Below are 25,796 nucleotides of genomic sequence, written 5' to 3'. Positions count from 1 at the left end.
TTTTCATTTTTCCAATTCTTTTATTATTCTTTATTCGCTTTACTTTCTTCTTTTAAAGCTTCACGCTCTGCTTTTTGAGTTGCTCTCAGCTCTTGTCTTTGTTCTCTATGTTGTGCATTTAATTGTGCTTGAGGAGCAGGAGCCTTTTCAGTTTTTTCAGCTTTCTCCTGTTTCACTTTAGCAGGCTGTTCTTGTTTTGACGGCATTTCTTGCTTCACTGTTTCTTGTTTTACCTCTGTTTGTTCAGGATCTATTGTTTCCGGTTGTTCAAGAGCTTCCACTTTTGGCTGTTCATTAGTTTCTGACTGTTTATTCTCCCATTTTTCAATGGAACGCTCCACATTCCGTTCAATTGCTGCTTTAGCAGTTGGATTTTGAACCTTTTCATAGGCTTTTCCAAGCGCATCCAGATTTCCAGCTGTATACCCTTCCGGAGCTTCTGGAAGCACCTTTTCTTCTACTTCCTTATCTTCTGTCGCTTTATCTTCAGTTACTTTTTCATCTGTTGCCTTTTCTTCTGTTGCTTTGTCTGTTTCAACCTTTTCAACAACTGGCAATTGAACAGTTTCAATTGGCTCTTTCACTAAATCCGTAGTCAATTCTTTTTCTTGTTGAGTCATTTCAATAGCTTCATTCTCTTTTTCATCAGCTAACGCATAGCTTGTCCCAGTTACCGCTAACCCTGCAATAAGTAATGCTACACTTGTTTGTTTCCATTTTTGCATTGTCAATCACCTCAATATTTTTTTGCCCCATTTATGGACATACCAGTTATTCGGATAGTATTTACGTTTTAAGGGGGTCGGTAAGTAAATTTTTATAACTAACCCTTACACATAACATTGCCCCCTTACAAATCTAAACAACATCTCAGAATTTCGTCCTTAACCGCTATCTTCGGTCGAAAATACCTATTTTCCTTTTAGTTACGCTGATATCATTGAAACAATCAGATTACTTTATTACACTAAGTTACGAAAAGTAATCGATTAGGTGTGACCTACATTATTGTAGATCACTTTATTTTACACCTTTTCACTTACTTTTAATAAGTAATTTACAAAAAGTTATTAGGGGGATTTTTTTATGACAAGACAACAATGGGTATCATTATTTGTACGAGTGGTGTTTGGTTTTATGTTCTTTTACCATGGATTTGTTAAGTTTCAAGGAGGCATCGAGAATACAGCAGGTTACTTCGAATCACTTGGTTTAATGAGTGGTCTTGCATTTGTAGTGGCAATTGTTGAATTAGTCGGTGGTTTATTATTAATTCTTGGACTTGGTACTCGTGTAATCGGCGCAGTATTTGCAGTGATTATGATTGGTGCAATCTTCACAGCTAAATTATCACTTGGATTATTTGGTGACGGTACTTACGCTGGATATGAATTAGAGGTTGTTTACGTAGCTCTAGGCATTTATTTCATGTTCACAGATCGTTCTCCATTATCACTAGATGCTAAATTAATGAACAACGCAGATTAACAGTGAATAGAGAAAAGGAGCAAAAGATGTCCATAACAAGACTCTCTTGCTCCTTTTTCAGTTCATAAGGATACAAGTACCGTAAAAGCGGTTACGGCTTTTGGCCCCATTTCCCCGTTATCTTTGAGTATCCAATGTGTCCCAGAAACTGATATCTGCATTTTCAATTGAACGATCTGCTATTGCTTGAACCGCAGCATCAAGTGTTGTAATCGTTTGTTTGATTAAGTAACCATTACTTTTTTGACCGATAACTGCCGATTCATTAAAGTGATCGGACATTCCGCGCATTTCAAATAGCAGTGTAGCAATATCATATTGAACTGCGGCACCATTACGGCCGATATTCTCACCATTACCGCCATTATATTTAGCTAAATGTCCCCATCCAGTAGAATCAACGGCATTAAATACAACGGCCCCCAATTTTTTCGACTTCTCTAGTACTTCTGGTTTTACTTTATCATTTGTAGGATAAAGCATAGAACCTGATACTAATTTCCCGTCTCGTCTCGCTTGAGTGCCTTGGTGATGCAGGTCAATCATGTAATCAATTTTATACTTTTGTAAAACATTTTTATGAAGAGCCTGAGTTTCCGGGTGCACTTTATCAACATGATCACGATTTAAGTCTGCCCCTACTGCATTGTAGCGTGTTAAATTTCGTCCACCATCAGCGATGTAATCATCAAGAGAAAAATCGACATCTCCCATCGCACCATCTGCATTTAACATAGGCACAATAAGTATATTGACATTATCCAGAACGCCTTTTGTTTTACCTGTTCCAAGATGCTTGATAAATTCTAGTGCACCTTCTGTAGTTAATTGTTCATTACCATGCTGTTGTGTCAAAAATAGGATTGTCGGGTTATTTGGATTTTTAATATATTTTGCCATGTAAATATCTCGTTTTTTTACCGTTTGACCAATCACCTCAAGTTGCATAGCATCTTGTTTCGCATCTTGCTTTTTAAGATAATTAACCATTTCATCGTACGTATATAGGATTGACGTTTGAATCGATTCATTTCCACCATAGTTCGGTCCTTCACCTACAGCATAGGCAGTTAATGAAGCTGGTGTAACAGCTCCCAGTGCCAAAATACCCGTTAAGGATAGTGCTAACGCTTTCTTTTTCATAAGACCCCTCCATTACTTTAATTTTCAAAATTATTAAAATGATAATTCATACTATAAGAATATCCACCAATTCGATAATCGTATATAGAGGGAATCTATCAATTTAATTGCATCAAACATAGAGCATTTGTTTTAATTTACCAATAATGGTGTATATTATTTTACTCACTATTTCGCTGTTCTTTTCAAGTTTTTATAGAGTAAAAGTCACTAAACCCTGTTGTATGGAAATTAAAAATGCGCAAAAAGCTGAGCTGCTTTTTGCGCATGATTTTACAGTTTCACTTCAAACATAGCCTCTGTTTTTTCTTCCACTTCCTCTAATGTCACACCATCCTGAAGCTCCACTAGCTGCATCTTGCCATCTTGAAAATTAAATACCGCCAGATCAGTAATTAACTGGTGAACAACGCCTTTTCCTGTCAATGGCAATGAGCATTCACGTTTTACTTTGGACACACCGTATTTGTTCGTATGTTCCATAATGATGATGACCTTTTTCGCGCCGACAACTAAGTCCATCGCTCCGCCCATCCCTTTTACTACCTTTCCTGGAATCATCCAGTTAGCCAAGTCTCCCGCTTCCGACACTTCCATTCCGCCGAGGATAGCCAAATCAATATGCCCACCACGAATCATCGCAAAGCTTTCCGCGCTATCAAAAAACGTCGCGCCCACTTTTGCTGTGACCGTTTCCTTCCCCGCATTGATCAGGTCGGCATCGACTTCCGCTTCTGTCGGGTATGGTCCAATTCCAAGCAGTCCATTTTCCGACTGCAGCATCACATTATAATGCTCCGGGATTTCATTTGCGATCAAAGTTGGCATCCCAATACCTAAATTCACATATGTTCCGTCCTGTATTTCCTTCACCGCGCGTCGGATAATTTTCATGCGAGCATCCATTATGCTTCCTCCCTTACAGTACGTCGTTCAATGCGCTTTTCAAATGACTCGCTATGGACGATATGTTGCACATAAATTCCCGGCAGATGAATTTCATCCGGATCCAGTTCGCCTGTTTCGACAAGCTGCTCGACTTCGACAATCGTCACTTTACCTGCTGTCGCACAAAGCGGATTAAAGTTGCGCGATGTTTTACGGAACACAAGATTCCCGGAACGATCGGCCTTCCATGCTTTTACAAGCGCAAAATCTCCTGTAATCGCGCGTTCTAACAAGTATTTCTTGCCGTCGAATTCCTTCGTCTCTTTCCCCTCTGCGATTGGCGTACCAACACCTGTTGCCGTGTAAAATCCTGGTATACCTGCACCACCAGCACGAATGCGTTCTGCCAATGTACCTTGTGGAGTTAATTCCACTTCTAGCTCACCGTTTAAAAATTGTTGTTCAAATGTTTTATTTTCCCCTACATAAGAAGCAATGATTTTCGTAATCTGCTTGTCTTGTAACAGAATGCCGAGCCCGAAATCATCGACACCGCAGTTATTGCTGACAACCGTCAGATTTTTTGTTCCTTTATCTTTTACCGCCTGAATTAGATTTTCCGGAATACCGCATAACCCGAAGCCCCCCACTAATAATACAGCTCCATCGTCTATTGCCTGAATCGCCTGTTGTACAGAAGCTACTACTTTGTCCATGTCCCTATCCCCTTTCACATCCATACAAAATATTCTACAAAAAGACTGGATTCCCTTTAAAAATCTGTTTTTCTATTTTCGGGTTGGCGGTTTAAGCAGCAGTTTTCTAAAAAATCCTGAAATGTTCTAATATATTTCGATTTGTTCTAATAAACAGCCGGTTTTCTAATATATTCCCGGGATGTTCTAAAATGTCCGTCCTTTGTGGTCTTCCGTCAATATTTCGGACAAACGTTAAGAGACTTTTTTTTGCTACCGCCCTTCGGTTGCTCTGCTTTTCATCCCTCCATGCCCAGACCTGGGCATGGAGGGATGAAAACCCTGTAAGAGAACTTTATGAGGCATTTTGACAAACGGGCTCCTGTTGATTTCTCTCAAATTGGTTTGGTGATAAATAACCGATTGTTGAATGGCGTCGTCGTTCATTGTAAAAGTTTACGATATATGACTCCACGCTCTTTCTTGCTTCTATTTTGGATTCGAAACGGTGACGATAGATCCATTCTTTTTTGATTGTGGCGTGGAAAGATTCAATACACGCATTGTCATAGGGATTTCCTTTACGACTCATGCTAATTTTAATCCCATGTTCTTTTAAAGTTCTTGTATAGCTTGTGGCACAATATTGTGCGCCTCGATCTGAATGATGAACTAATCCTTTTTCGGGTTTTCGAACTGCTAAAGCATGCTTCAAGGCTTGATCTACTAATGTTTCTTCCATATGATCTGCGATGGCCCAGCCGACGATTTTACGAGAATATAAATCCATGATTGACGCAAGATACACCCACCCCTCCAGTGTTCGGATATAAGTTATATCTGCGACCCATACTTTATTTTTATCTTTTACTTGAAATTGACGTTTGACTAGATTCGGATAAATAAATTGATGGTGATTGGAATCCGTTGTTCGTTGAACAGTTTTCGGGATTATGGCACTTAACCCAAGGTTTCGCATCATATTCGCAATTTTCTTTTGCGAACAGACATAACCTAAACTCGCTAAGTCTTGCGCAATTCGAGGGCTACCGTATGTACCAAAACTCCTCGCATACGATCGATGAATCTGATGGGCAATTTCTGTATCACGTACTTCTTTTTCCGATAAGGACTGTATCTGTTTTTTACGCCAATCATAATAACCGCTTTTTGAAACCATCAATACTTTACACATCATCGCAATGCCAAAGTCGTTTTTATGCTTTTCAATGAATGCATAAATCACTCGGGGTTTTTCGCGAAGATGTGCATAGCCTTTTTTAGAATTTCATTCTCTTCTTCCAAATCCCGTAACTTCTTATCAAACGCTGCCTGCAACTTATCTACTTCGCTAGAAGTAAAGTAACGTGTGACATCCTGATTTTTCGATTCACGATAATCTTTAATCCATTTATGGATAGTTGAAGACCCAATTTCAAACTTAAATGCCAGATCTGAAACTTTTGCGCCATCTTCTAAAACAGACTTTAAAATGTATTCTTTTGTTTGTGCGTCTAATCGCTTACGAGTTTGTTTTTCTTTCATCGGTTCCACGTCCTTTTTTAGATATCTTAATCTTAAAGTGTCTCTTAAGACGTGTCCATTTTTTATACTAACCTCATTTGTTCTAATATCCTCTGCGCATTATCTAATATCCCCCTCCGTTGTTCTAATAACTTCCTCAACTTTTCTAATAAAATCCGCTCCCGCCTTCTAACACCTGATCCGAGCAAAAATACAGTCTACGCTGATAAAAACACCCCGGACTTTCTAATAACGCTCCCACATTTTCAAATAACCCTTTCAATTGTTCTAATAAGTTCCACTCCATCCCAAATAAAAAAGCCAAACTGCCCAAAGAACAGTCTGACTCTCCATTTTAATTTTGTTTTTCATGCGGTGCCTGATAAATCCCAATTTCCTTTGTATTCGGGTCGCGAACAATGCGCTGATCGTCTTTTAACGGAATAATATCCGGATCATCCACATCATTGCTGCGTCCAAAGTCTCCTGCAACACTTGTATTCGGCAATGCTTCATACTTTTTCTCAGGCTCAAATGGTACAGGGCGTTCATCCATTACCTCTTTGTTAATGAGGTTCGATGGATTAGAACGGTTTGTAATCCAATCATCGAGTGTATGGCCTGTCCAATCTTCTTCATCAAACGGGTCGGTACCTGTTATTAGCAGTTTCCCGCCATCTTCAATAATTTTTTCGTATTCAAGCCGCTTATTTTCCGGTAAACCGAGACGGCGAATTTTCTCTTCAATTGGCGATTCCTTCGTCAATGCTGTTTTCACTATACTGCGGACACCATTTGTTGTAATAAGCGACACTTGCTGATCGCGTGCGATGGAGTGAAATTCGTCCACATCCTTTGTTAAAACGTAAATATGTGTACCTTCCAATTCATTGTCCGGTCTACGTAATTCCTGGAGTTTTTCTAGCAATTCCTGTTTCGTATAGGCAACATCAATTTTCTGTTTCGGCTCATCAAAAAACATTTGCATCCCTCCATTAAATTATTCGTAAGTACCTTTTCCCCATCTCCCTCATACAAAACCTTTTCAAAAATAGCGTAAAGGATTTTTGCCCCAATCAATTCAAGTTAGCGTTTCAATTTTTTCATAAATTTCTTTCAGCATAACATCATAGCGGTCACCGTTTAAGTAAAAATTGAATACGTCGACATCGCATTTGATCTCTGACAATTCATCTCCTACTGGAATTTCATTATGTAAATAAAGCGTTGAATGTGAACCGTTTATCAAATTTTGAAAGTGCAGTGTATCGTAAGTTATGTTTTCTTTCGTAAAAGCAAAATGCCCTTTCGCTGCACCATAATAGATGATTGGAATTTGTGCATCCTTATATATTTTAATATATTCATCCTGGGAAGCTTGTCCAAATACAGTAGGAGTAATAAAAAGTGCATCATATTCCAATGCCCGATTCGTAACCGCTTCTTCAAGTGTTTCAAATGTAATTTCTACAATATCTATATTTGTATTGTAACTGTCGTGGAACTCCCCTAAAACGGCAATCTTTAATGGCATCCCTTCATACGCGACTATTTCCTCCGAACACCCTGCCAATAATAGAAGCCCGAGCAGAAATAATACTTTTTTCATTGATATCTCATCCTTTCTTAGATGAATTGTATACTACGTTACCATCAAACCTTCCAAATTATTCGGAAGAGAATAATTAAGGAGCTGCCAGCACGATGCGGCAACTCCTTTTGCTTTTTACACTTTATACTTTATATTTTTTCACAATAGCGTCCAACTTCTCGGCCAGTTCAGCGAGTTGCTCTGTCGTTGCCGCAACATTTTCCATCGTGGCACTTGTTTGAACAATTGTAGCCGTTGTTTCTTCTACGCTAGCTGTAGTTTCTTCTGTAATCGCTGAAATTTCCTGCATGGAATCATTGATATTCTGCCCTTCCTTGTTCATCGCTTGTAGCTGAACAAGCACTTGCTTCATAAACTGATCCATTTGCAGTACAGAGTGTTCGATTTCCCTGAACGTTTCGGCAGTACCTGCAAGCTGCGATGAACCTGCTTCAACTGTCGTAAAGCCTTGCTGTAATGAATTGCTCAATTCTTTCGTCCCATACTGAACTGTACCGACAATCGTTGTAATTTCCGTTACCGATTTGGCTACTTGCTCGGCAAGTTTGCGCACTTCTTCGGCTACAACGGCAAACCCTTTACCATGTTCGCCGGCACGAGCTGCCTCGATTGACGCATTTAATGCAAGCAGATTCGTCTGGTTTGCGACATCTTCAATAATTTTCACAAATGATGAAATCTGCCCAACCCGTTGTCCTAAATCCCCCATTTTTTCAATGGCTGTCTGCATCATGTCATGAATTTGTTCCATCTGGCCATTTGAAGTTTCCATCATTTTTGTACCTTCCGATGAAAGGGAAAGAACGTTATGCGATAGCGTTTCAAGTTTTGTTCCTTGCTCGGTTGTTTCCTTCAATGTTTGAGAAAAATCTGTTACCGCGTCATATACTTCGGTGATTTCATTTGTTTGAGTCTCAATCCCTCGCGACAGGGCTTCCATCGTTTCGGCAATCGCCAGTGCACCAGTAGATACTTCATTTGTCGATTGAGCAAGCATTGTACTTTGCGCTGTAACACTACTTGATGCAAAAGAAACTTCCGAAATTGTCCCATGCAACTGTTCCTGCATCACTTTCATACCCGTCATTAACCGGCCTATTTCATCGTGACGATTATGTTCGTCCATACGCTGCGTCAAATCGCCTCTACTTAGTACATGCATCAGTTGTGATGTATGCATGATCGGCTTTGTTATTGAGCGACTAAAGAAAAATGCAACAAGGACAGCAAGAATGATTGTGATGATTAAAATTGCGACACTCATGTTGATCATGCTGGCCATTGCGGATTGCGTTTCTTCTATATTTTGTATGAGATGAATGCCGCCAATTACCGAAACTGCAGCCGGGTCTTCCATTGGTAAAAAGCTTTCGATTATATGGTCGCCATCATTTTTATACTGACTTGATTTTCCGGCAAGAACATCCGAAACTGCCTGACCGTTTAGCTTGGTGCCAATATTTGCTTGTTCGGATGATTCAACAATTTCACCCTCTCCATTAAGAAGTTGAAGTGACATACCCGGGAATAAATTTTGAACTTCTGCAATAAACTCATTGCCAAGGCCTATTTGCAATGTCCCGACGATTTGCTCATTCACCTCTATCGGGGCAAATGCTCGTACAGCCAATCCGCTTGAACCATACTCAAATCCGCTGTAAGCATTTCCTTCTAGTGCGCCTTGAATTGCGGGAATATCTGACTTGTCATCACCGAATTTTGTAGGGTTATGACCTCTTAAATATACCTTGCCTTTTTCATCGCCAATTTCCATGACGGCCAGTTTATGTTGCGCATTTAATTTATTAAACAGTGCTTCACCAGCAGATTGAACAGCAGCACGATCAGTATTAATGAGCAATTGCTGAATTTCCGGATCTTTGGCATACAGCTCTGCTAAATATTGCAAGTCGGCTGCGGTGTTCTCAAAATATTGTGAAACACCTTGTTCTATTTCATTTTGCTTATCAAATTGAATGTCTTCGAAGCTGTTTGATGTTGCAAAATAATTGTACGTAACCGTCGTAAATACAGGAATAATTCCAACTAACAACAAGATTATCATTAGCCGGGTCTTTAAACTTTTAAATTGCATAGTAACTCCTTTGGTGAAATCTCTCCGTATCCCGAATGAATTTCTCATCTATTATTTTTATATACAACATTCAATTTTATAATGTAAGTATCTCGATTCCCAATTAAGTATAAGTAAATATTGTTGCAAAAATATAATATTTAAGTATTTGAGTAGGTTCCATAAAAAAATGCATAAGGAAGTCACCGCTTCCTCATGCATTCACTCCATTATTGGCCAAACTCCGTTACGAATTCAGAAAGGTCTTTTCGTGTTCTTACATTTGGCACATTATCGTAATAACCGAACTGGAACATCGAAATGACACGCTCATGTGGCTGTGCATTTAATGCTTCACGGAATTTCGGATTGTCTAAAAAGCCCGGAGTTTTCCAGCACGTGCCGATCCCTTTTTCCCACGCCAGCAGTTGCACATTTTGTAAATAGCAAGCGGCTGCCGCGTAGTCTTCCAACCGTTCTTTTTGACGAACATCTTCTGTCACAAGCACAAATGCATAAGCCCCTGCCAATGTGAATTTCTTCATTTGAATAGCAAGCGCATCTTCTGAAAGCTCCTGCCATTTAGGAACTGCAAGGTCTCGAAGCAGTTCATGTACTTTTGGCAGCTGCTCCTCTGCACCTACTACAATGCGCCATGGCTGACGGTTGCCGTGATTCGGTGCCCATTTTGCATCATCCAAAATTTCCATTACTGCCTTTTTGTCAACTTGCTGTCCGTTAAACAGTTTAATCGAACGGCGTTGTAATACTGCGTCTCTTACTGATAAAGTCATCGCCAAATCCTCCTTCAATTACTACTATTACATTAGCATGAATGCTCTCTATTTAACATATTACATTGAGGGAATTCTATTAAAAAAGTTCATTATAAGGAGGTTACCACAATTCGATTAAGCAACGGATTAAACAGGCGGAAAAAACTCCGCTTATTTCACCACACTCTTAAAGACATTCAAAACTCATCTTCAATATGGTAATAGTAGTACTGCATGTTTGGAGTATAGGCAGTGGAATCTTCATACGTATAGATGCGGTCGCTGCTGTTGGATGTATGGGCATTTACATACGGAACCCCCTGCTCAATTCGCGTCACAATTGTACTATGATCTATCCGACCATCCCCCGTAAAATCGTAAAAAATTAGATCTCCAAGCTGCAGTTCACTTGCAGAGCTTACCCTTGTCGCGCGTAAGCCTTGCGTCGACGTTTCCAAATACCAGCGAAGGGAGTGTGCAACAGACCAGCTATAACTCCAGCGCTCCGGTTGTCCGATCATCCACCAGCCTTGCCCACGATTCGGTGCCCCCCGCATTGGAGCCCCTCCAGCACGTAAACATTGGGAGATAAAGTTCGTACAGTCATCCCGAAATACCGGATATTCAGGATTAAAGCTGTCCCACCATCTATTTGCATAAGCCACAGCAGCCATCCGATTATAAGTAGGCAACAATCTTCTCCTTTTTTCACAGCGTATGTCGAGTACTTTCTAATTATGAAAGTGTTGTGAATGTAGAGCAAAAATCCCCTGTTTTTGTAAATCTTTGATACAATTATTTTATTGAAATTATGAAACGGTTAGGGGGAATTATGATGACACAACATGCAGAAAGGGAAATTTTTCTTCCTATAGCCCTTTGCGATAAAAAAGGGAATTTAAATCCGGAAGCAATCGGTTTTGCACGTAGACCTATTATCGACAGTAATTTGTCAGGGCATTTTATGCGCAAGAAAAAATGGAATTACTGGTGTGTATATGGTGAGGAAATTTTATTTTCCGCGACAATCAGTCATATGGATTATGCGGCTGTATGCTTTGTTTATTTCCTCGAATACGAGACACAACGTTACTTTGAAAAAACATTCTTAATTCCACTTGGGGCAAAAGTAAAAATGCCGACGCAAGTGCTGGAAACAATTCAATATAAAAATACGGAAATGTCCATCCAACTTACATACTTCAATCGCGAGACCCATTTAACAGTGACCGCGCCTGATTTTGATGGTGACCCTTTGCATGCAGAGCTCACAATTGCACATCCGAAAGGCGATGACTCCCTCAATGTGGTCATTCCATGGAATCGCCGTACATTCCAATTTACGGCGAAACATCACACGTTACCAACTTCGGGTTCTGTAAAAATCGGGAACCGCACCTTTACGTTTACACCGGAAGAAAGCTTTGCTGTACTCGATTATGGCCGCGGTGTTTGGCCTCGTGAAGCAACATGGAATTGGGGCATGGCATCACAGAGAGTTCGTGGTCAGCGGATTGGTTTGAACTTTGGCGGTAAATGGACGGATGGAACAGGCATGACCGAAAATGCCATTTTTATCGACGGGCATATGACGAAAATTCATGAAGATGTTCTGTTTCACTATGATCGCACCAATTTCATGCATCCGTGGACGATCAAAACGAAATTCAGCGGACGCGTCAACTTAACTTTCACACCATTTTTTGAACGTGTAGCAGAAACGAATGCTAAACTCATCGTTTCCTCTGTCCACCAAATGGTCGGTTATTATGATGGATTTATTCAGCTTGATGATGGCAAAACACTGCACATCCAGCAAATGCTTGGCTGCATTGAAGAACATGTTGCAAAGTGGTAACGCGTGAGGAGGAAATTTAATGACAGCTCAAGATTTTAAACAGGAACAACAGCGCCTGCACGAAACGATCCATTATATGGACCGGATATTAAATAGCTCAAAAAGAGATATTGAGACGGCACAGGAAAATATTCGTACTGCGATGGCCAATGTGGAATATTTGGATTCCAGTGACAGCTTCCTGAACATTTTAATGAATACCCGTTTTTTCGAGCTTGCCCGTAATCAAAAAGAAGGGTTGGAAGCGATTCGTCAAAAACCGTATTTTGCACGAATCCATTTTCAGCGTGAAAACGAAGATGAGGAATTTCTTTATATCGGAAAAACCTCGCTTTTCCACAGCGAAACACATGAACCAATCATTGTTGATTGGCGCTCCCCTGTCGCAAACGTCTACTACGATGGCCGGCTTGGCGATATTACATACGATGTCCGGGATGAAACACATTCCGGTCATTTGTTTGCCAAGCGCCAATATAAAATTGAAAATGGCGAGCTGATCAATTACCGTGATGTCGATTTAACAACAAATGATGAGCTCCTCCAGGAAGCGCTCGAAGGAAAAGCCGATGTCCGGTTAACGGAAATCGTCTCCACTATCCAAAAAGAACAAAATGAAATTATTCGTGCACATTTACGCCAGCCGATTCTTGTACAAGGTGCGGCAGGTTCAGGTAAAACAACAATTGCCCTCCACCGGATTTCGTATTTCCTTTATACGATGGGCGAGCATTTCAATCCAGAACAGTTAATGATTCTCGCACCGAACCGGTTATTTATCGATTATATTGCCGATGTATTACCGGAGCTTGGCGTCGATAAAATTTGCCAGACAACTTATGCGCAATATGTGCTTGATGCACTGAACCTAAAATTAAAACTTCAAAATCCGAATGAACAACTCGAGCAGCTCATCGCAAACCCTTCCGTACAGCAAGAGTATGCCATGATTTCGAAAACAAAAGGCAGTGCATTTTACGAGCTCATGATGAACCGCTATATCGAGCACTATGAACAGCAGCTTGCAGCATTGTTTGAAGATGTATTCATCGAAAAATACCGCATTATGAAAGGCGAGCATTTACGAAAGCTGTTTTTGGTTGAATTCCATTATATGCCTGTGGAAAAGCGGCTTGAACGTATTAAAAAGGTGATTCAAACAGAGGTAAAGCGGAAAACTGCAGCAGTGCTCGCTACATTGAATACGCGCTATGAAGATGCAATCGGTCGTGCGCTAAATGGGATGCGTGACGCAGAGAAACGCCGTCGTACAGTGACAAAACTGATTGATGAAAGGGATGCCCGTGTTCCAAAAATTAAACAGGAAGCAAAATCCGTTGCAACAGTTTATATGAAGAAGTTCCAAAAAGTGAAAGTGAAGCAGCTGTACCGAGAGCTTTTGACGAACCGTGAATTATTGGGTGAAGTGGCTCCAGAATGGCCCTTGGAAGATGTTGCTCATTTTATAAAGGCTCACCAGAAAGAACGGTGGGTGCTGGAAGATTTGGCTGCCCTTTACTTTTTGCAGGCAAAGATCAAAGGTATTGATGATAAGTGGAAAATGCGCGTCGTGTTTATCGATGAAGTACAGGATTACAGCTATTTTCAGCTTGCTGCCTTAAAAGCCGGCCTTGAAACGGATATGTTTACAATGGTTGGCGATCTCGCTCAAGGAATTCATAGCTACCGGTCCCTGACAGAGTGGCAGCCTGTACTTTCTCTTTTCCCGCGCGCAACGTATGCAACACTTCAAAAAAGCTACCGAACAACAATTGAAATTATGGATGTTGCCAATGAAATCCTGATGCAGATGGATGAGGATTTACCTCTAGTTGAACCTGTTGTCCGTCATGGAAAAGAGCCTGAATTTATTGTCGCGGAAGGGTTTGATCCCGCTATTATTCAAGACGTGCTTGTAAAAATCCGCGACAATCAGCATCAATCCATTGCGCTTATTTGTAAGACAACACATGAAGCCGTTCAGTTAATCGGACAGCTTGAAAACTCCGATGTTCCGGCTCAGTTACTTGATGAGAATTCAGCAATTGATCAGCAAAAACTTCTCGTCATCCCAAGTCACTTGGCAAAAGGGTTAGAGTTTGATGCGGTCATTCTTACATCATTTGACACACCGTATGATGACAACCCTCTTGACCGGAAACTGCTGTATGTAGCCTTAACCCGCGCCATGCACGAGCTTTATTTGATTGGCCCTTCGAAAGAGGCTTTTTTAATGAAGTGAACGTAGATATGCGTTTATTAACCTAACAAGTTAAAGAGTGTTCTCATATAGCTCTTTAGTTAATTCCGCTGTTCTTTGTGCCCGCCTTTATACCGTTACGCTATAGAGTCGGGCTTACAGTGCAAAGCGCTGTATCCAATCCCCCTTCACCCTTCAAGTTAAAGTAGTTTCCTTTAACAAACCTTTAATAAGCCTTGCTGATGCATAGCAAAGTTCACCATTATCTAAATTAATAGATCTTTCTTTTGAATCAATGTTTTTTATCTTACTTTTATTCACTATAAAAGATTTATGACAGCGGTAAAAATCAGGATGTAACCCTTCATAATTTTTTAACCGTCCGTAAAATTCAATATGTTCATTTTCCAAATGTAAGATAATTTTATGGGAGTCTGGTGAAGCTTCAAAAAAATAAATGTTTTGAAAATCGATATTATGCGTACGTCCCGTTGTTTTGATTTGCAGTTTTTGAATGTTGTCTTGTTCACCCAACTTTAAATAACGTCGATGAGCCTCTTTTAAAGTTGACAATAACTTTTCCTTTAACGAATCCGGATTATCTTTAATAATAAAATCTAGTGCAGCCAATTTATAAATAAACGTAAGAAAGCTCATTTCTGCATGTGTTGTAATATACACTAAGCTGGCAATAGGATCCTCTTCCCGAATTTTGCTTCCTAATGTAATACCAGTAATTTCGTCTTTTAAATCGATATCCAAAAAATAACAGTCAGCCTTGTCTTCTTGTAAAAATGATAAAACATCATGAGGATTAGCTGTAGCAAGTACTACTTTCATTCCGTTATCTTCCATCATAGCGTAGTTCTCGATTATTTCTTTCGTTTTCTCCAATTGAACTCGATCATCTTCACAAATAACAATATTCATATAATCTACCCCTTTTTAAACTCCATTTCCTGAATAAAATAAGGAGGGCTAATTTTCGTATTTAAACTAACATTTTGTAATTTATTTTTCATTTGACGTAAATTAGCTAAGCCTATACCTCGACTCTCTCCCTTAGTTGAAAAACCCTCTTGGTAAATTTCATGTACTTTTATATTTGTTGATTCATCAAATTTGTTAGTTACGACTAATAAAATGGCTTCATTTATTTGAATAAAGGCAACGCGTACTTGGCCATTCTCGATTTCCCGTGCTGCTTCAATTGCATTATCCAGCACAATACCTACCATACGGTTTAAAATAATCGGATCTACCGGTATATCATTGATTTCTTCCACAATTTCAATATGAAAGGGAACGTGATGGGATTGTGCCTGTAAGATTTTTGTCGTTAATAACCCTTTCAAACTATTTATTTTTAGATTATTCAACACCATCATCGCTTGCTGATTTAATTGTTCCTGATGATTCGTTTCTAATATATGGTCATAAAAGTATGTATGGAGACCCTCATAATTTTTATCATCAATAAATGTACGTAAAGAAGATAAGATATTAACGAAATCATGTTTAAACTTACGCATATCCTGATTAATTTGTTCAAGTGAGGCAACATAGGATTCGAAGTTATTTATTTCTTGTTCCCGTTGTTCCATTTTAAATTGTTTAATTGCTAAAAAGACAATGACAAAAATACTGATTGTCAGTAATGCTAGATAAATCAAAAACATTGCCAAATTATTCTGGACGCTCTCATTAAAATTTTCATGGTCAATATTCATTATGTTGATATACATAAACACTACTGTAATTACACTGAGAAACACTAGTATATAGGATACGTAATGATGGAATACCCACCGATTAATCAAATATTTAGCAATGCGTTTATAACAAAAAGCAAAAAGTAAGCCCAATAAAATGAACAATATCGTAAAGCTGAAAAATGTTAGTTGTTCATTGTTGATTCCACCAAGCAAATAGAAAATCACTATACTTGAAATATTATCCGAAATAACTAAAAAAATAAGGGCCATAAATACATGGAAAATATGAATAACGACACGGGTTTTGCGATAAATCATTATTGCCAATATAGCTAAATAATATAAAATCGAGATTGCATCAAAAAATTGAAACAATATAAAAGTTGGTAAAAATATAATTAGTAAAATCGTTAGTAATTGTTTTTTTGACCATGACAAGTCCAATACATATGTGCTAAAAAATAGTAACATTATATATTGAATAATGAACAATAAAATGAATTCAATTGTAAGTCCATCCACTCATTACCACTCCGTTATAATTTCACTTTATATCCATTATATACTAATTAATAAAATTAAAAAGTTTTTCCAAAAGCTGCTTTAGCTCTTGAAAAAACTCTTATAACCTTCTGTGATAAAGGAAAACCGAATACCTATTATTTAAATTGAAATAATTGTTTTATTGTTAAACTATCGGATTTCAGAACGCCTTTTGGATAAATTTTTGCAGCTACACCGGCAAATAAGGCAATAAATAAAATCATGATCATCAATGAAACGATAATTTCAACCGGGGCAATTGTATTATAGACAATACGAATCAATACGCTCATTGGTGCTGTAAATGGAATGTACGAGGTTACTTTTGTCAACGTCCCTTCCGGATAATCCATGACAAACAATATTTCTACTGTCAAACTGGCCATTAATAAAATCACGATTGGCATTGTTGCACTCGATAAATCATCCGGACGGCTTACCATCGATCCTACAATTGCAAACAAAGTCGCATAGATGAAATATCCAATGATGAAGAAAATGAGAATATATGCTGCTGTTTCCCAAGTAATTGTCTCTATTACAGCCTGGACAAATGAACCTTCAGGAATATTAAAAACCCCTAAGTTTGCCCATAACAGAAGGCCTCCGATAAAGATAAATAATTGAGCTAAGCTTGCTAGTCCAATACCTAAAATTTTGCCGTACATCATCGGTACTGGCGCTACCTTTGTAATCATGACCTCCATCACTCGGGAAGATTTTTCAGAGGCAATTGCTGTTGCGACATTATTCCCGTATGTGGAAATGGCTAAAAACATAATCGCAATCAATCCATAGACAATAAGTAAGGCATTTGGCTCTGTTTCATATAATGATTCAAAGTTAGTCTGCAATGGTGCGTTTAATGCCTGAACAACTGTCGGATGAATGGATTGAGCTTCCACAATAGACGCCACTCTCTTTTGTTCAATATAAGATTCTAACGTGAGCAGTAGTTCATTGTTCACTTTTGGCATAAAAATATTTAGCTGCATTATGTCCAATCGATCTTCCAATACAAAAAAGCCTGCGAGTTCTTCTGTTTTAATCTCTTCTTTTAGGCTCTCTACCCTTCCATCGTTTACAATCTGCCAATTCCCAACCACCCCAGATAGCTCTTGTTCGGATAATTCTAAAGATGTTCGATTCACAAGTTTATATGTTTCTTCTGAACTGTCCTTCGTGAAGCTGTTAAGAATCGACGGGGAGGCAAATAGCAATACACTTAATACGAGCATGCCGAGCGTAATATATATATATGCTTTTGTCTTCACAGCTTCTTTGAAAACGGTGCTGAATACAATATTGAAATTACGCAATGACATCGCCTCCCGTCCGTTCAATAAAGATTTCATGCAAGCTTGGATCTTTTAACGAAATCCCCTGAAGTTCGAATTTCTCGCCAAACTCCTGAATGAGCTGATATATTTTTTCGCTTCTTGGAATTCGTAACTTATAACGGTTGTTTTCCTCGGTGAAATCATATTGTTTAAGCGTAAGATAGTCCTTCAAGTCGACAGCTGAAGTTTCCAGCTCCAAGTAGCGGTAGTCATAGGAGCTCTTTACATTTGCCAACTTGTCAGAAACAATCATATTCCCATCCTTTAAAATACAGATTTGGCTGCAGAATGATTCAACTTGTTCCATTTGGTGGCTGCAAAAAATGATTGTTTTCTTTTTAGCGATTAATTCTTTTACGACTCTTTTTAACATATCTGCATTAACGGGATCTAACCCGCTAAACGGCTCATCTAAAATGATAAAATTCGGGTCATGTATTATCGCAGTAATTAATTGTACTTTTTGCTGGTTCCCTTTCGACAATTGTTCGGTACGCTTTTTCGCCGCATAAGAGATTTCAAGCTTTTCCAACCACTTTAGTGCCTCGCTTTTCGCCTCTTTTTTGCTCATACCTTCCAACATACCAAAGTAAATAATTTGATCTAAAACATTCATTTTAGCGTAAAGTCCACGTTCCTCAGGTAAGTAACCTATTTTCAAGTTTTTCTTTGAGAAAGGCTTTCCTTTCCATAAGATTTGACCACTATCCTTAGGAATCAGCTCTAGCATCATACGTATGGTTGTTGTTTTTCCTGCACCATTTCTGCCTAGCATACCAAGGATTTGTCCTTCTTCTAATTGAATGGAAATATTGTTCACTGCTTTTTTATTGCCAAAGCTTTTATTTAAATTTTTAATTTGAAAGGTCATTTGCACCGTTCCTCCCTTAGCTGAACATTTTAATAATAGAAATAACGACGACTCCAATACCAACTCCAACTACAGTTCTTAAAATATTTTTCATTTTTTTTGCCTCCTTTTATGTTTAACTACGTAATGATTTTCTGTTCAAATGCCTTACTGATCGACTCGATATAATTCGGTACTTTAAAATAGGTATTAATCCGATAAAGTGACTGATCAATTTCTTCTGCTGACATCCCCCGTTTATGCTGGATGAACTCAAATGTATGACCAACCGCTAAATCTCTTAGGATTTTTTTATCCAACTCTTTTAATGAAACCTCAAGTAAATTTGATATATTACTCTTAAACGATTCCATCAGTAGTACAAATTCGTCCAACCTTGTATTTTTTGTCACACTTGCCCAGCGTTCTTCATCTTTTAATAGATGGTAAACCTCCCCCATTCTTGAATCTACAAGAAGCATAATGTCTACTTCGGGGCCCTTCACTTTTTTTAAACTTTCAATAATCAGCGCAAAATGCTGGTTTGTTGTTTCAATTACCACTACATCAATACACTGTTCTTTAATCTTTTTCCGTAATGCCTGATTAAAAAGAGGAGCTTGAATGGCATAAGTATCTACTTGCCAAGCCGGGCGCTTATCACGAATCGCTATTTGTAATGCTTCAATAAACAAAGTAGACATTGAAACAATCAATACTTTCAAAATATCCCCCCTTTTGGTAATTGCCTGATTTCACTATAATTTTGTTTGTCTGATTAATGTTTAAAGGATCTTCAAAACCAAGAAACCAATCATTACCGTTCTTTTTTCGCATAAAAAAAAACGTTCATATAATCATGAACGTTTGCTTCGTAAGCACTTAAATCTACTGGCTTACAATCCAATATAAATATAGTAATCAAGCTGGGATGACTTCATAAAACCGGCTTTTTCATATACATGAAGGGCTGCCATGTTTTCGACTTCCACATCGAGTAAAATTGTCTTGTCACCTGACCGAAGCGCATAATCTTTCACGAAGTTTAAAATTTGTGTACCGATTCCTTGGCGCTGTCTTTTAGGGGAAACAGCAAATGCCGTAATCCATTGTACTTCGCCTTCTTTACGAGTCGTCACTGTTCCCACAACTTCACCATCAATTTCGGCTGTCCACATGACTAGGCCTTCAGTCGTTGTATTAAACTCGATTAATTCCAATGACTCCTCACGCATATCGCCAAACGCATCACTGAATATCGTGACAAGTGCTTCGGTATCCTTTTGCATAAATGGGCGTAAGGTAACAGCTCCCTCTTTTTGAAGAACTTCTGCACGGGCTTCCAATGTCGCTTCAGAAAAGCTGTATAAATACCCATTCTTTTGAAGAAATTCTTTACCGTAATGAGAACCTTCCATGATTAATGCAAGTTCTCCTTCACTTTCACGCATCGCCATGCCATCTTTCAGCACATTCAAAATTGCCGTTCCAATTCCAAGGTGACGGTACATTGGTGCAACGAGCATTGACCATTCATACGTATTTAATCCCATCATATCGACAGCAGTACCTGCTCCGACCAATAAATTCTTTTCATCATCATATACAAGAACATAAAATCCCCGTATTTCATAGCTTTTCGCTATCGGTAAATTCATTACTTGATTTAATACTACGCCATCACAGACGGCCGCTGTTTTACATAATTTCTGTAATTCTTCATATGTTTCTTCATCTAAAGGAAACGACACTGTTATTGCCGATAAATTCATTCTTTCTACTCCAATTCTAACTACTATAATTTCTTTATTTTAGTAAAGCTATCGAAGTAACGCAATACTCACGCATGAATCCCTTCAAATTTATCTTTTCACAAATATTCTTTTCATTAAAAACAAAAAAACTTCATGATACAATTATTCTAGTAAAGATGCATAAATTTAACTACTTATTACCCAATAATAAGGTATAATAATCCTATGCATGATTAATTTTTACAAATAAAAATTCATCTTAAATGACTAAACTATGTTATTTAATTATAATTGCAATATGAATTAATTAATTAAGGAGACTTAACTTATGACAAAAGAACAAATCTATTCTACTAGTACTGAGCCACTACTAGATACCCCTTTTCCTTCTTTTGTACTCTCACCTAATGGCACACTCGTCCATGAAAATATCAGTCATTTGGACTATATATCAAAAGAGACAAAAGAACTAATAGGTAAGTCCATACACGACACGCTTTTTTCAGAAGTAGGTGACGATGTCATTGAAACCATTTTAACCGGTTCGGTAGCGTTATGTTTGCACAACATCCCTCTTTCATTAAAAGGACAATCTCCCAAAATATGTACCCTTTATACGAAGCCGACAGTTTTCTTAAATGAACAAGCGATTTCTGTTCTTTGTATTCCAAATGAAGAAGTTCGTTTAATGGATGAAGAACAGCAACATTTAGTGGACCTTAAAAATGGGATCCACCAATCATTCATGACTGTTACACTTGACCAGGACGGCTTTATCACTCAAACAAATCAGCAATTTTTAACAGCAAGCCACTGGACACCAAAACGGGTCATCGGTAAAACATTGTGGCAATTGTTCCCGCAAAATCCCGAATCAGAAAAAGTTGTTTTAGAAATTTGGAAAACATTGCAAAACGGACAAGTTTGGCAAGGCGAAGTCGAGAAATTGACAAAAGATGAGCAACTTTACTGGGTACATTTAACGGCCATTCCAATGATGGGTCAAACATCTGAAAAGAACGAGTATTTGCTGATTGAGCGAAATATTACAAAAGAGAAAAAAATTCAGTTTCAGCTGGAGAAAATCGCATATATTGATACAGAAACAGGAATGATGAATGTTCATCGTCTGGAACAAATTATCGGGGAAATGATTGAAGAAGACCGGCATTTTTCATTTGTTTACTTAAGTATTGATAAGTTTTACACAATTAAAGATTTGCATGATGGCGTAGCCGGAAATTCCCTTATCGTAGAATTTACGAAACGCATGAAAATGTATTTCCAAGATAGTACGATGGCTCGTATTAATGAAAGTGAATTTGTCGTAATTACACCATTGCCAGAATGGTTTACACAAGGTTTCCTGAATTATTTACAGCAAAATCCAATCTACAGCGGAAATGTAGCAGTTCCCCTTTCATTAAGCGGCGGGATTACACGCTTCCCGGAAGATCAAATGACTTTCTCTCAATTAATGAAGGCATCATTGGCTACGATAGCTTCTGTACGCAGTGCGGGCGGTGACAGCATCGTCTCTTTATCAAAATCTTCACATGCTGCATTAAACCGCAGATCGATTGTTGAAAAGCGATTACTGCTTGCATTAGATCAGAAAAATCTTCATGTTCTATACCAGCCTCAAGTTGATTTAAAAAGTGGTAATATTACAGCTGTTGAGGCATTAGTGCGTTGGGATGATGAGGAAATCGGCGCAGTATCACCTGATGAACTGATCCCTATCGCGGAAGAGACAGGTCTAATAAATAATATCGGTTCGTTTATGCTGGAAAAAGCATGTGAACAGGCGGTCCTATGGAAAAATGCGGGCCATGCAATTAAAGTGAGCATCAACTCTTCTGTACGCGAATTCCGTGATAAAAATATGGCCAAGTCAATTTTGGAAACACTTGAACGTACTGGCTGTCCGGCAAATTTACTGCAAATCGAAATTACCGAAAAGTTTGCATTGGAAGCTGAAGCCGAAACAGGAATTATTAAGCAAATGCGTGCACTTGAAAAAGAAGGCATCGTGTTTGTGCTTGATGACTTTGGAACAGGTTATGGCTCATTCCGTTACATGCAGCTTTTACCTATTTCCATTTTAAAAATCGACCAGACATTTATCCACTCGCTGAAATCGAAAAAAAACCAGCAGCTCGTAAACGGTATGGTACAACTAGGAAAATCAATGAATCTGACCGTTGTTGCTGAAGGTGTGGAAACAGAAGAACAAATGCAATTCCTGACAAGCATCGGCTGTGATTTCATCCAAGGTTACTTTGTAAGCAAACCAAGCTCTACAGAAGAAATTTCTTCGTTATTACTGTAATCAAAAAGCTCGTAAGGCCACTGACGATCAGTGCTTTACGAGCTTTTCTTTTTTATTTTAGTAAAGGATTGAATCGAAGTCCTTCCTTTTCTCATTAAACGCAAAATGATCTGCATTATTACCTCAGCAAATACAAGTCCCATCGCAATCGCTCCGGAAATCATAAATGCACGCATTCCATTTTCCAAACCTGCAATATAGTCGAGCTCCATCACATTTCGCATCGTGCTGTATGCAATGCCACCAGGGACAAGCGGAATAATACCAGACACACTAAATATGATCATCGGCATCCTAAACTTGCGTGCAAAGAAATATGCTACTAATGAGACGACAAATGCCCCAACAAAGGATGCTCGAACATCATCCAGTCCGCCTTCAAACAGAACATAATATACTGCCCAGCCTACAGCACCGACGAAGCCACATGCCGGGATCGTTTTGATCGGGGCATTAAAAATGACACCAAAACAGGCGGTCGCTATAAAACTGATAACGATTTGAGCTAAAACATGCTCCACCAACGAACGCTCCTTCCAATCGATCATACCTTGGAATGATCGCACTCCGAAATTGATTCACTAACTAGAGAGAAAGCACAAGCGCAACACCTGAACCGATCGCAAAAGCTGTTAAAAAGGCTTCGGCACCCTTTGCCATCCCTGCAGTGAAATGTCCTGCCATTAAATCACGGACTGCATTCGTAATGAGCAGACCAGGCACAAGAGGCATGACCGATCCGATTATAATCTTGTCGATTTCCGTACCGACATTAAAATGCACTGCGAGGGATGCAATAACACCTACCCCTACCGATGCTAAAAACTCGGAGAAAAATTTCACGCGGGTCATATTATGAAGAATCGTCACAATATATAAACCGACGCCCCCTGCAACAAAGGCAGCTGGGATATCCGATAATGTTCCTTTAAACAGCAATAAGAAAGCACTGCTCGCTAAACATGCAGCCAAAACTTGAATGGAAATAGGGAGGAAATAATTTGTTTTTTCGATCTTCTTTAACTCGTCATACGCCTGCTCTAGTGTTATCATTTGAGATGTAAGCTTACGTGAAACATTGTTTACAAGCACAATTCGATGTAAATCCGTAATTCGTGTTGGAATCGATGTAATTTGAGTTGGCTGTGTTTTACCTAGAGAGAAAATAATACCTGTTGGCGTAACATAGCTTTGTGCATTCATCATATTTTGAGAACGAGCCATTCGTAGCATTGTGTCTTCCACTCGATATGTTTCAGCACCGCTTTCAATCATAATACGACCTGCAAGCAAAAAGCAGTCAAGCGCCAGTTCAGTATTTTCAGCATTCATTTAAGGGACCCCCTTCCACTTCTTAGCTCATATTACTTGAAGCACTCGGAAAATAACAGTCTTTTTTCATGCAATTTATGCTGACAGAACAGCGTATTTCCTTAATATTTACAGTGACCATCGTTTTGGTCAATATGATATAGATTACCCCATTTAGAAAGGAACCCGATGCATCATGACAAACCCTTACAGAAAACGGCGTGGTCCTTGGATTGATTTAACTCTTATTGGTGCTATCGGTTTTTTAGGTGCCATTATCGTTTTTTTAACTTTTTTAAGCGATGATCCGATTTTTCCGCACAGTGACAAAACATCCGCTAAAGAGCATACCATTACGGAGGAAGCATCAAAATTCCCGGGAATAAAAATTGTCACAGATCGTTCAGACAACAAAAAAATGCCTTATACCGTACAATATCCATTAACGGAATATGAAGCTTTTAATAAAGAGATTACGACTTATATAGAACAATCAAAACAATATTACATAAACATGATACGCCTGCAGCAAGAAACTAAGAAGTTAACAGGCGATCTGACGATTACTGTTGAAACATTCGAGCACGATCATTATTACTCCTTTGTTTTAACGAATAATATGATTTTAAATGCCGACGAGAAGCAAACAACGGTTGAAACATTTTTAATTGATTATGAAACAGGCGGGCTGATTGATATTCGTGCCCTATTAAATAAGGATTTAGAAAGTCTGAAAACATTTGCAGCACACATCCAATCGGAAATGCTTAAAAATCCGGCTTACAAAGAGTATGTATTAGAAAAGGAGCTTGCATTCGCTACAGAGCCGAAATGGCGTTTATTTAAACATTTTGCATTGAAAAATGACTCTCTATTCATTTATTTTAATGAAGGGGAAGTGACAAAACCGGAAGCAGGTATACCAGTAGTTGAAATTCCTTTATCATTCATCAATCCGCTTTTAGCATCTGATTTCCAGATAGCAATGCAATCCGAAAATACGATTATTCCTAAAAGTGATAAGGGCTCATCTCAGAAACGGATCGCCCTTACATTTGATGATGGTCCACACCCAGAAGTAACAAAACAGATTTTAGCGCTTCTGGAAAAGTACAATGCAAAAGCAACGTTCTTTATGCTTGGCAGCCGAGCACAATATTATCCGGGTTTAGTACGGCAAGTGCGTAATAGCGGTCATGAAATCGGCAATCATACGTGGACACATCCCGTTTTAACGAAAATGTCTATTACTGATATTGAAAAGGAGTACAATTCCACAGAGGAAGCAATTATTCATGCGATCGGTGAAAATTCTACAGTATTCCGTCCTCCTTACGGTGCGATTAACGATGTTGTACGTAATGCAATCCCATGTAAATCTGTCAACTGGACGATTGATACTCTTGACTGGAAATATCGAGATTCAGAAAAGCTGTTTCCGATGGTAAAAGAAGCATTGCATAATAACGCAATTGTGTTAATGCATGACATCCACCAATCTACAGCGGATGGACTGGAGCCAGTCCTTGCCTACTTGCAAAAAGAAGGTTATGAGTTTTTAACGGTTTCTGAGATTTTGCCATATCATTAATTGAAAGTGAATTTTAAGAAGAGTGGTGGTTTATATTCGCCACTCTTTTTTGCGTTAATCCTCACTATTTCGGGAAAATCCTCAGATGCCCGCATTTAATCC

At 38.7% G+C, this 25,796-nt stretch carries 24 protein-coding genes; 5 read left to right on the top strand and 19 right to left on the bottom strand.

The window, feature by feature from the left end; all coding sequences use genetic code 11:
- Window positions 1-23 precede the first annotated feature (23 nt).
- Complete coding sequence (locus MHH37_RS02195; protein ID WP_342574817.1) at window positions 24-725, bottom strand: hypothetical protein; 702 nt, start codon at window positions 723-725, stop codon at window positions 24-26.
- 361 nt (window positions 726-1,086) lie between these two features.
- On the opposite strand from MHH37_RS02195, the gene MHH37_RS02190 reads away from it, so the two are divergent.
- Window positions 1,087-1,488 carry a DoxX family protein gene (locus MHH37_RS02190; protein ID WP_342574816.1) on the top strand — a complete coding sequence of 134 codons (402 nt, stop codon included), beginning with the start codon at window positions 1,087-1,089 and terminating at the stop codon, window positions 1,486-1,488.
- Between the two features lie 117 nt (window positions 1,489-1,605).
- On the opposite strand, the gene MHH37_RS02185 is transcribed toward MHH37_RS02190, so the two are convergent.
- The 10 genes from MHH37_RS02185 to MHH37_RS02140 all read right to left on the bottom strand — a co-directional run bounded on the left by MHH37_RS02185 (window position 1,606) and on the right by MHH37_RS02140 (window position 10,895).
- Window positions 1,606-2,631, bottom strand: coding sequence for a M14 family zinc carboxypeptidase (locus MHH37_RS02185; RefSeq protein ID WP_014824833.1), 1,026 nt, complete (start codon window positions 2,629-2,631; stop codon window positions 1,606-1,608).
- Window positions 2,632-2,904: 273 nt separating this feature from the next.
- Entirely contained in the window at window positions 2,905-3,540 is a 636-nt protein-coding gene (locus tag MHH37_RS02180) for a 3-oxoacid CoA-transferase subunit B (protein ID WP_342576201.1), read from the bottom strand.
- Window positions 3,537-4,235 carry a CoA transferase subunit A gene (locus MHH37_RS02175; RefSeq protein WP_342574814.1) on the bottom strand — a complete coding sequence of 233 codons (699 nt, stop codon included), beginning with the start codon at window positions 4,233-4,235 and terminating at the stop codon, window positions 3,537-3,539. The genes MHH37_RS02180 and MHH37_RS02175 overlap by 4 nt, the downstream gene beginning before the upstream one ends.
- Window positions 4,236-4,569: 334 nt before the next feature.
- Complete coding sequence (locus MHH37_RS02170) at window positions 4,570-5,460, bottom strand: IS3 family transposase (protein ID WP_342574813.1); 891 nt, start codon at window positions 5,458-5,460, stop codon at window positions 4,570-4,572.
- Window positions 5,457-5,759, bottom strand: a complete 303-nt coding sequence (locus tag MHH37_RS02165; RefSeq protein WP_014822792.1) for a transposase — start codon at window positions 5,757-5,759, stop codon at window positions 5,457-5,459. The genes MHH37_RS02170 and MHH37_RS02165 overlap by 4 nt, the downstream gene beginning before the upstream one ends.
- A 334-nt stretch (window positions 5,760-6,093) precedes the next feature.
- Window positions 6,094-6,720, bottom strand: a complete 627-nt coding sequence (locus MHH37_RS02160) for a general stress protein (RefSeq protein WP_342574812.1) — start codon at window positions 6,718-6,720, stop codon at window positions 6,094-6,096.
- 99 nt (window positions 6,721-6,819) lie between these two features.
- Complete coding sequence (locus MHH37_RS02155) at window positions 6,820-7,347, bottom strand: hypothetical protein (RefSeq protein ID WP_342574810.1); 528 nt, start codon at window positions 7,345-7,347, stop codon at window positions 6,820-6,822.
- Window positions 7,348-7,471: 124 nt separating this feature from the next.
- Window positions 7,472-9,445 carry a methyl-accepting chemotaxis protein gene (locus tag MHH37_RS02150; RefSeq protein ID WP_342574808.1) on the bottom strand — a complete coding sequence of 658 codons (1,974 nt, stop codon included), beginning with the start codon at window positions 9,443-9,445 and terminating at the stop codon, window positions 7,472-7,474.
- A gap of 209 nt (window positions 9,446-9,654) precedes the next feature.
- On the bottom strand, window positions 9,655-10,218 hold the full coding sequence (locus tag MHH37_RS02145) for a nitroreductase (RefSeq protein WP_014824839.1): 564 nt from the start codon (window positions 10,216-10,218) through the stop codon (window positions 9,655-9,657).
- A gap of 179 nt (window positions 10,219-10,397) precedes the next feature.
- The gene (locus tag MHH37_RS02140; protein WP_340797729.1) at window positions 10,398-10,895 is read right to left on the bottom strand and encodes an amidase domain-containing protein; all 498 of its coding nucleotides are present in this window, start codon (window positions 10,893-10,895) and stop codon (window positions 10,398-10,400) included.
- Between the two features lie 140 nt (window positions 10,896-11,035).
- Between MHH37_RS02140 and MHH37_RS02135 the strand changes: the two genes are divergently transcribed.
- Together MHH37_RS02135 and helD are read left to right on the top strand one after the other, a co-directional pair.
- Window positions 11,036-12,058 (top strand): DUF2804 domain-containing protein, encoded by a 1,023-nt coding sequence (locus tag MHH37_RS02135; RefSeq protein ID WP_342574806.1) that lies wholly within the window; start codon window positions 11,036-11,038, stop codon window positions 12,056-12,058.
- A gap of 19 nt (window positions 12,059-12,077) precedes the next feature.
- On the top strand, window positions 12,078-14,300 hold the full coding sequence (helD, locus tag MHH37_RS02130; protein WP_342574805.1) for an RNA polymerase recycling motor HelD: 2,223 nt from the start codon (window positions 12,078-12,080) through the stop codon (window positions 14,298-14,300).
- A gap of 153 nt (window positions 14,301-14,453) precedes the next feature.
- Here helD and MHH37_RS02125 read toward each other — a convergent pair whose 3' ends face one another.
- The 6 genes from MHH37_RS02125 to MHH37_RS02100 form a co-directional block, all read right to left on the bottom strand.
- Window positions 14,454-15,188 carry a LytTR family DNA-binding domain-containing protein gene (locus MHH37_RS02125; RefSeq protein ID WP_342574804.1) on the bottom strand — a complete coding sequence of 245 codons (735 nt, stop codon included), beginning with the start codon at window positions 15,186-15,188 and terminating at the stop codon, window positions 14,454-14,456.
- A gap of 5 nt (window positions 15,189-15,193) precedes the next feature.
- Complete coding sequence (locus tag MHH37_RS02120) at window positions 15,194-16,495, bottom strand: GHKL domain-containing protein (protein ID WP_342574803.1); 1,302 nt, start codon at window positions 16,493-16,495, stop codon at window positions 15,194-15,196.
- A gap of 137 nt (window positions 16,496-16,632) precedes the next feature.
- Entirely contained in the window at window positions 16,633-17,841 is a 1,209-nt protein-coding gene (locus tag MHH37_RS02115; RefSeq protein WP_342574802.1) for an ABC transporter permease, read from the bottom strand.
- Window positions 17,828-18,727, bottom strand: a complete 900-nt coding sequence (locus MHH37_RS02110) for an ATP-binding cassette domain-containing protein (protein ID WP_342574800.1) — start codon at window positions 18,725-18,727, stop codon at window positions 17,828-17,830. Before MHH37_RS02110 ends, MHH37_RS02115 begins: the two co-directional genes overlap by 14 nt.
- Before the next feature lie 119 nt (window positions 18,728-18,846).
- Window positions 18,847-19,431 (bottom strand): glycosidase, encoded by a 585-nt coding sequence (locus MHH37_RS02105; protein ID WP_155889494.1) that lies wholly within the window; start codon window positions 19,429-19,431, stop codon window positions 18,847-18,849.
- A gap of 171 nt (window positions 19,432-19,602) precedes the next feature.
- Window positions 19,603-20,478 (bottom strand): GNAT family N-acetyltransferase, encoded by an 876-nt coding sequence (locus MHH37_RS02100; protein ID WP_342574798.1) that lies wholly within the window; start codon window positions 20,476-20,478, stop codon window positions 19,603-19,605.
- Window positions 20,479-20,788: 310 nt separating this feature from the next.
- On the opposite strand from MHH37_RS02100, the gene MHH37_RS02095 reads away from it, so the two are divergent.
- Entirely contained in the window at window positions 20,789-22,792 is a 2,004-nt protein-coding gene (locus MHH37_RS02095) for an EAL domain-containing protein (RefSeq protein ID WP_342574797.1), read from the top strand.
- A 35-nt stretch (window positions 22,793-22,827) separates the two neighbouring features.
- On the opposite strand, the gene MHH37_RS02090 is transcribed toward MHH37_RS02095, so the two are convergent.
- Both MHH37_RS02090 and MHH37_RS02085 read right to left on the bottom strand, forming a co-directional pair.
- Entirely contained in the window at window positions 22,828-23,313 is a 486-nt protein-coding gene (locus tag MHH37_RS02090; protein ID WP_008406303.1) for a threonine/serine exporter family protein, read from the bottom strand.
- Between the two features lie 64 nt (window positions 23,314-23,377).
- Window positions 23,378-24,124, bottom strand: coding sequence for a threonine/serine exporter family protein (locus MHH37_RS02085; RefSeq protein ID WP_008406301.1), 747 nt, complete (start codon window positions 24,122-24,124; stop codon window positions 23,378-23,380).
- A gap of 175 nt (window positions 24,125-24,299) precedes the next feature.
- Here MHH37_RS02085 and MHH37_RS02080 point away from each other — a divergent pair, with 175 nt between their 5' ends.
- Window positions 24,300-25,694 carry a polysaccharide deacetylase family protein gene (locus MHH37_RS02080; protein ID WP_342574795.1) on the top strand — a complete coding sequence of 465 codons (1,395 nt, stop codon included), beginning with the start codon at window positions 24,300-24,302 and terminating at the stop codon, window positions 25,692-25,694.
- Window positions 25,695-25,796 lie beyond the last annotated feature (102 nt).

The organism is Solibacillus sp. FSL K6-1781 (assembly GCF_038630735.1).
Taxonomy (GTDB): Bacteria; Bacillota; Bacilli; order Bacillales_A; family Planococcaceae; genus Solibacillus; species Solibacillus silvestris.
This window is presented reverse-complemented; position numbering and strand designations above follow the sequence as displayed.

Bases quoted from the DNA above. Each gene is read 5' to 3' on its own strand.
- MHH37_RS02190 (WP_342574816.1), top strand. From the start codon at position 1,087: ATGACAAGACAACAATGGGTATCATTATTTGTACGAGTGGTGTTTGGT.
- MHH37_RS02095 (WP_342574797.1), top strand. From the start codon at position 20,789: ATGACAAAAGAACAAATCTATTCTACTAGTACTGAGCCACTACTAGAT.
- MHH37_RS02100 (WP_342574798.1), bottom strand. From the start codon at position 20,478: ATGAATTTATCGGCAATAACAGTGTCGTTTCCTTTAGATGAAGAAACA.
- MHH37_RS02135 (WP_342574806.1), top strand. From the start codon at position 11,036: ATGACACAACATGCAGAAAGGGAAATTTTTCTTCCTATAGCCCTTTGC.
- MHH37_RS02145 (WP_014824839.1), bottom strand. From the start codon at position 10,218: ATGACTTTATCAGTAAGAGACGCAGTATTACAACGCCGTTCGATTAAA.
- MHH37_RS02125 (WP_342574804.1), bottom strand. From the start codon at position 15,188: ATGAATATTGTTATTTGTGAAGATGATCGAGTTCAATTGGAGAAAACG.
- MHH37_RS02165 (WP_014822792.1), bottom strand. From the start codon at position 5,759: ATGAAAGAAAAACAAACTCGTAAGCGATTAGACGCACAAACAAAAGAA.
- MHH37_RS02115 (WP_342574802.1), bottom strand. From the start codon at position 17,841: ATGTCATTGCGTAATTTCAATATTGTATTCAGCACCGTTTTCAAAGAA.
- MHH37_RS02160 (WP_342574812.1), bottom strand. From the start codon at position 6,720: ATGTTTTTTGATGAGCCGAAACAGAAAATTGATGTTGCCTATACGAAA.
- MHH37_RS02155 (WP_342574810.1), bottom strand. From the start codon at position 7,347: ATGAAAAAAGTATTATTTCTGCTCGGGCTTCTATTATTGGCAGGGTGT.
- MHH37_RS02080 (WP_342574795.1), top strand. From the start codon at position 24,300: ATGACAAACCCTTACAGAAAACGGCGTGGTCCTTGGATTGATTTAACT.
- MHH37_RS02185 (WP_014824833.1), bottom strand. From the start codon at position 2,631: ATGAAAAAGAAAGCGTTAGCACTATCCTTAACGGGTATTTTGGCACTG.
- MHH37_RS02195 (WP_342574817.1), bottom strand. From the start codon at position 725: ATGCAAAAATGGAAACAAACAAGTGTAGCATTACTTATTGCAGGGTTA.
- MHH37_RS02150 (WP_342574808.1), bottom strand. From the start codon at position 9,445: ATGCAATTTAAAAGTTTAAAGACCCGGCTAATGATAATCTTGTTGTTA.
- MHH37_RS02110 (WP_342574800.1), bottom strand. From the start codon at position 18,727: ATGACCTTTCAAATTAAAAATTTAAATAAAAGCTTTGGCAATAAAAAA.
- MHH37_RS02085 (WP_008406301.1), bottom strand. From the start codon at position 24,124: ATGAATGCTGAAAATACTGAACTGGCGCTTGACTGCTTTTTGCTTGCA.
- MHH37_RS02175 (WP_342574814.1), bottom strand. From the start codon at position 4,235: ATGGACAAAGTAGTAGCTTCTGTACAACAGGCGATTCAGGCAATAGAC.
- helD (WP_342574805.1), top strand. From the start codon at position 12,078: ATGACAGCTCAAGATTTTAAACAGGAACAACAGCGCCTGCACGAAACG.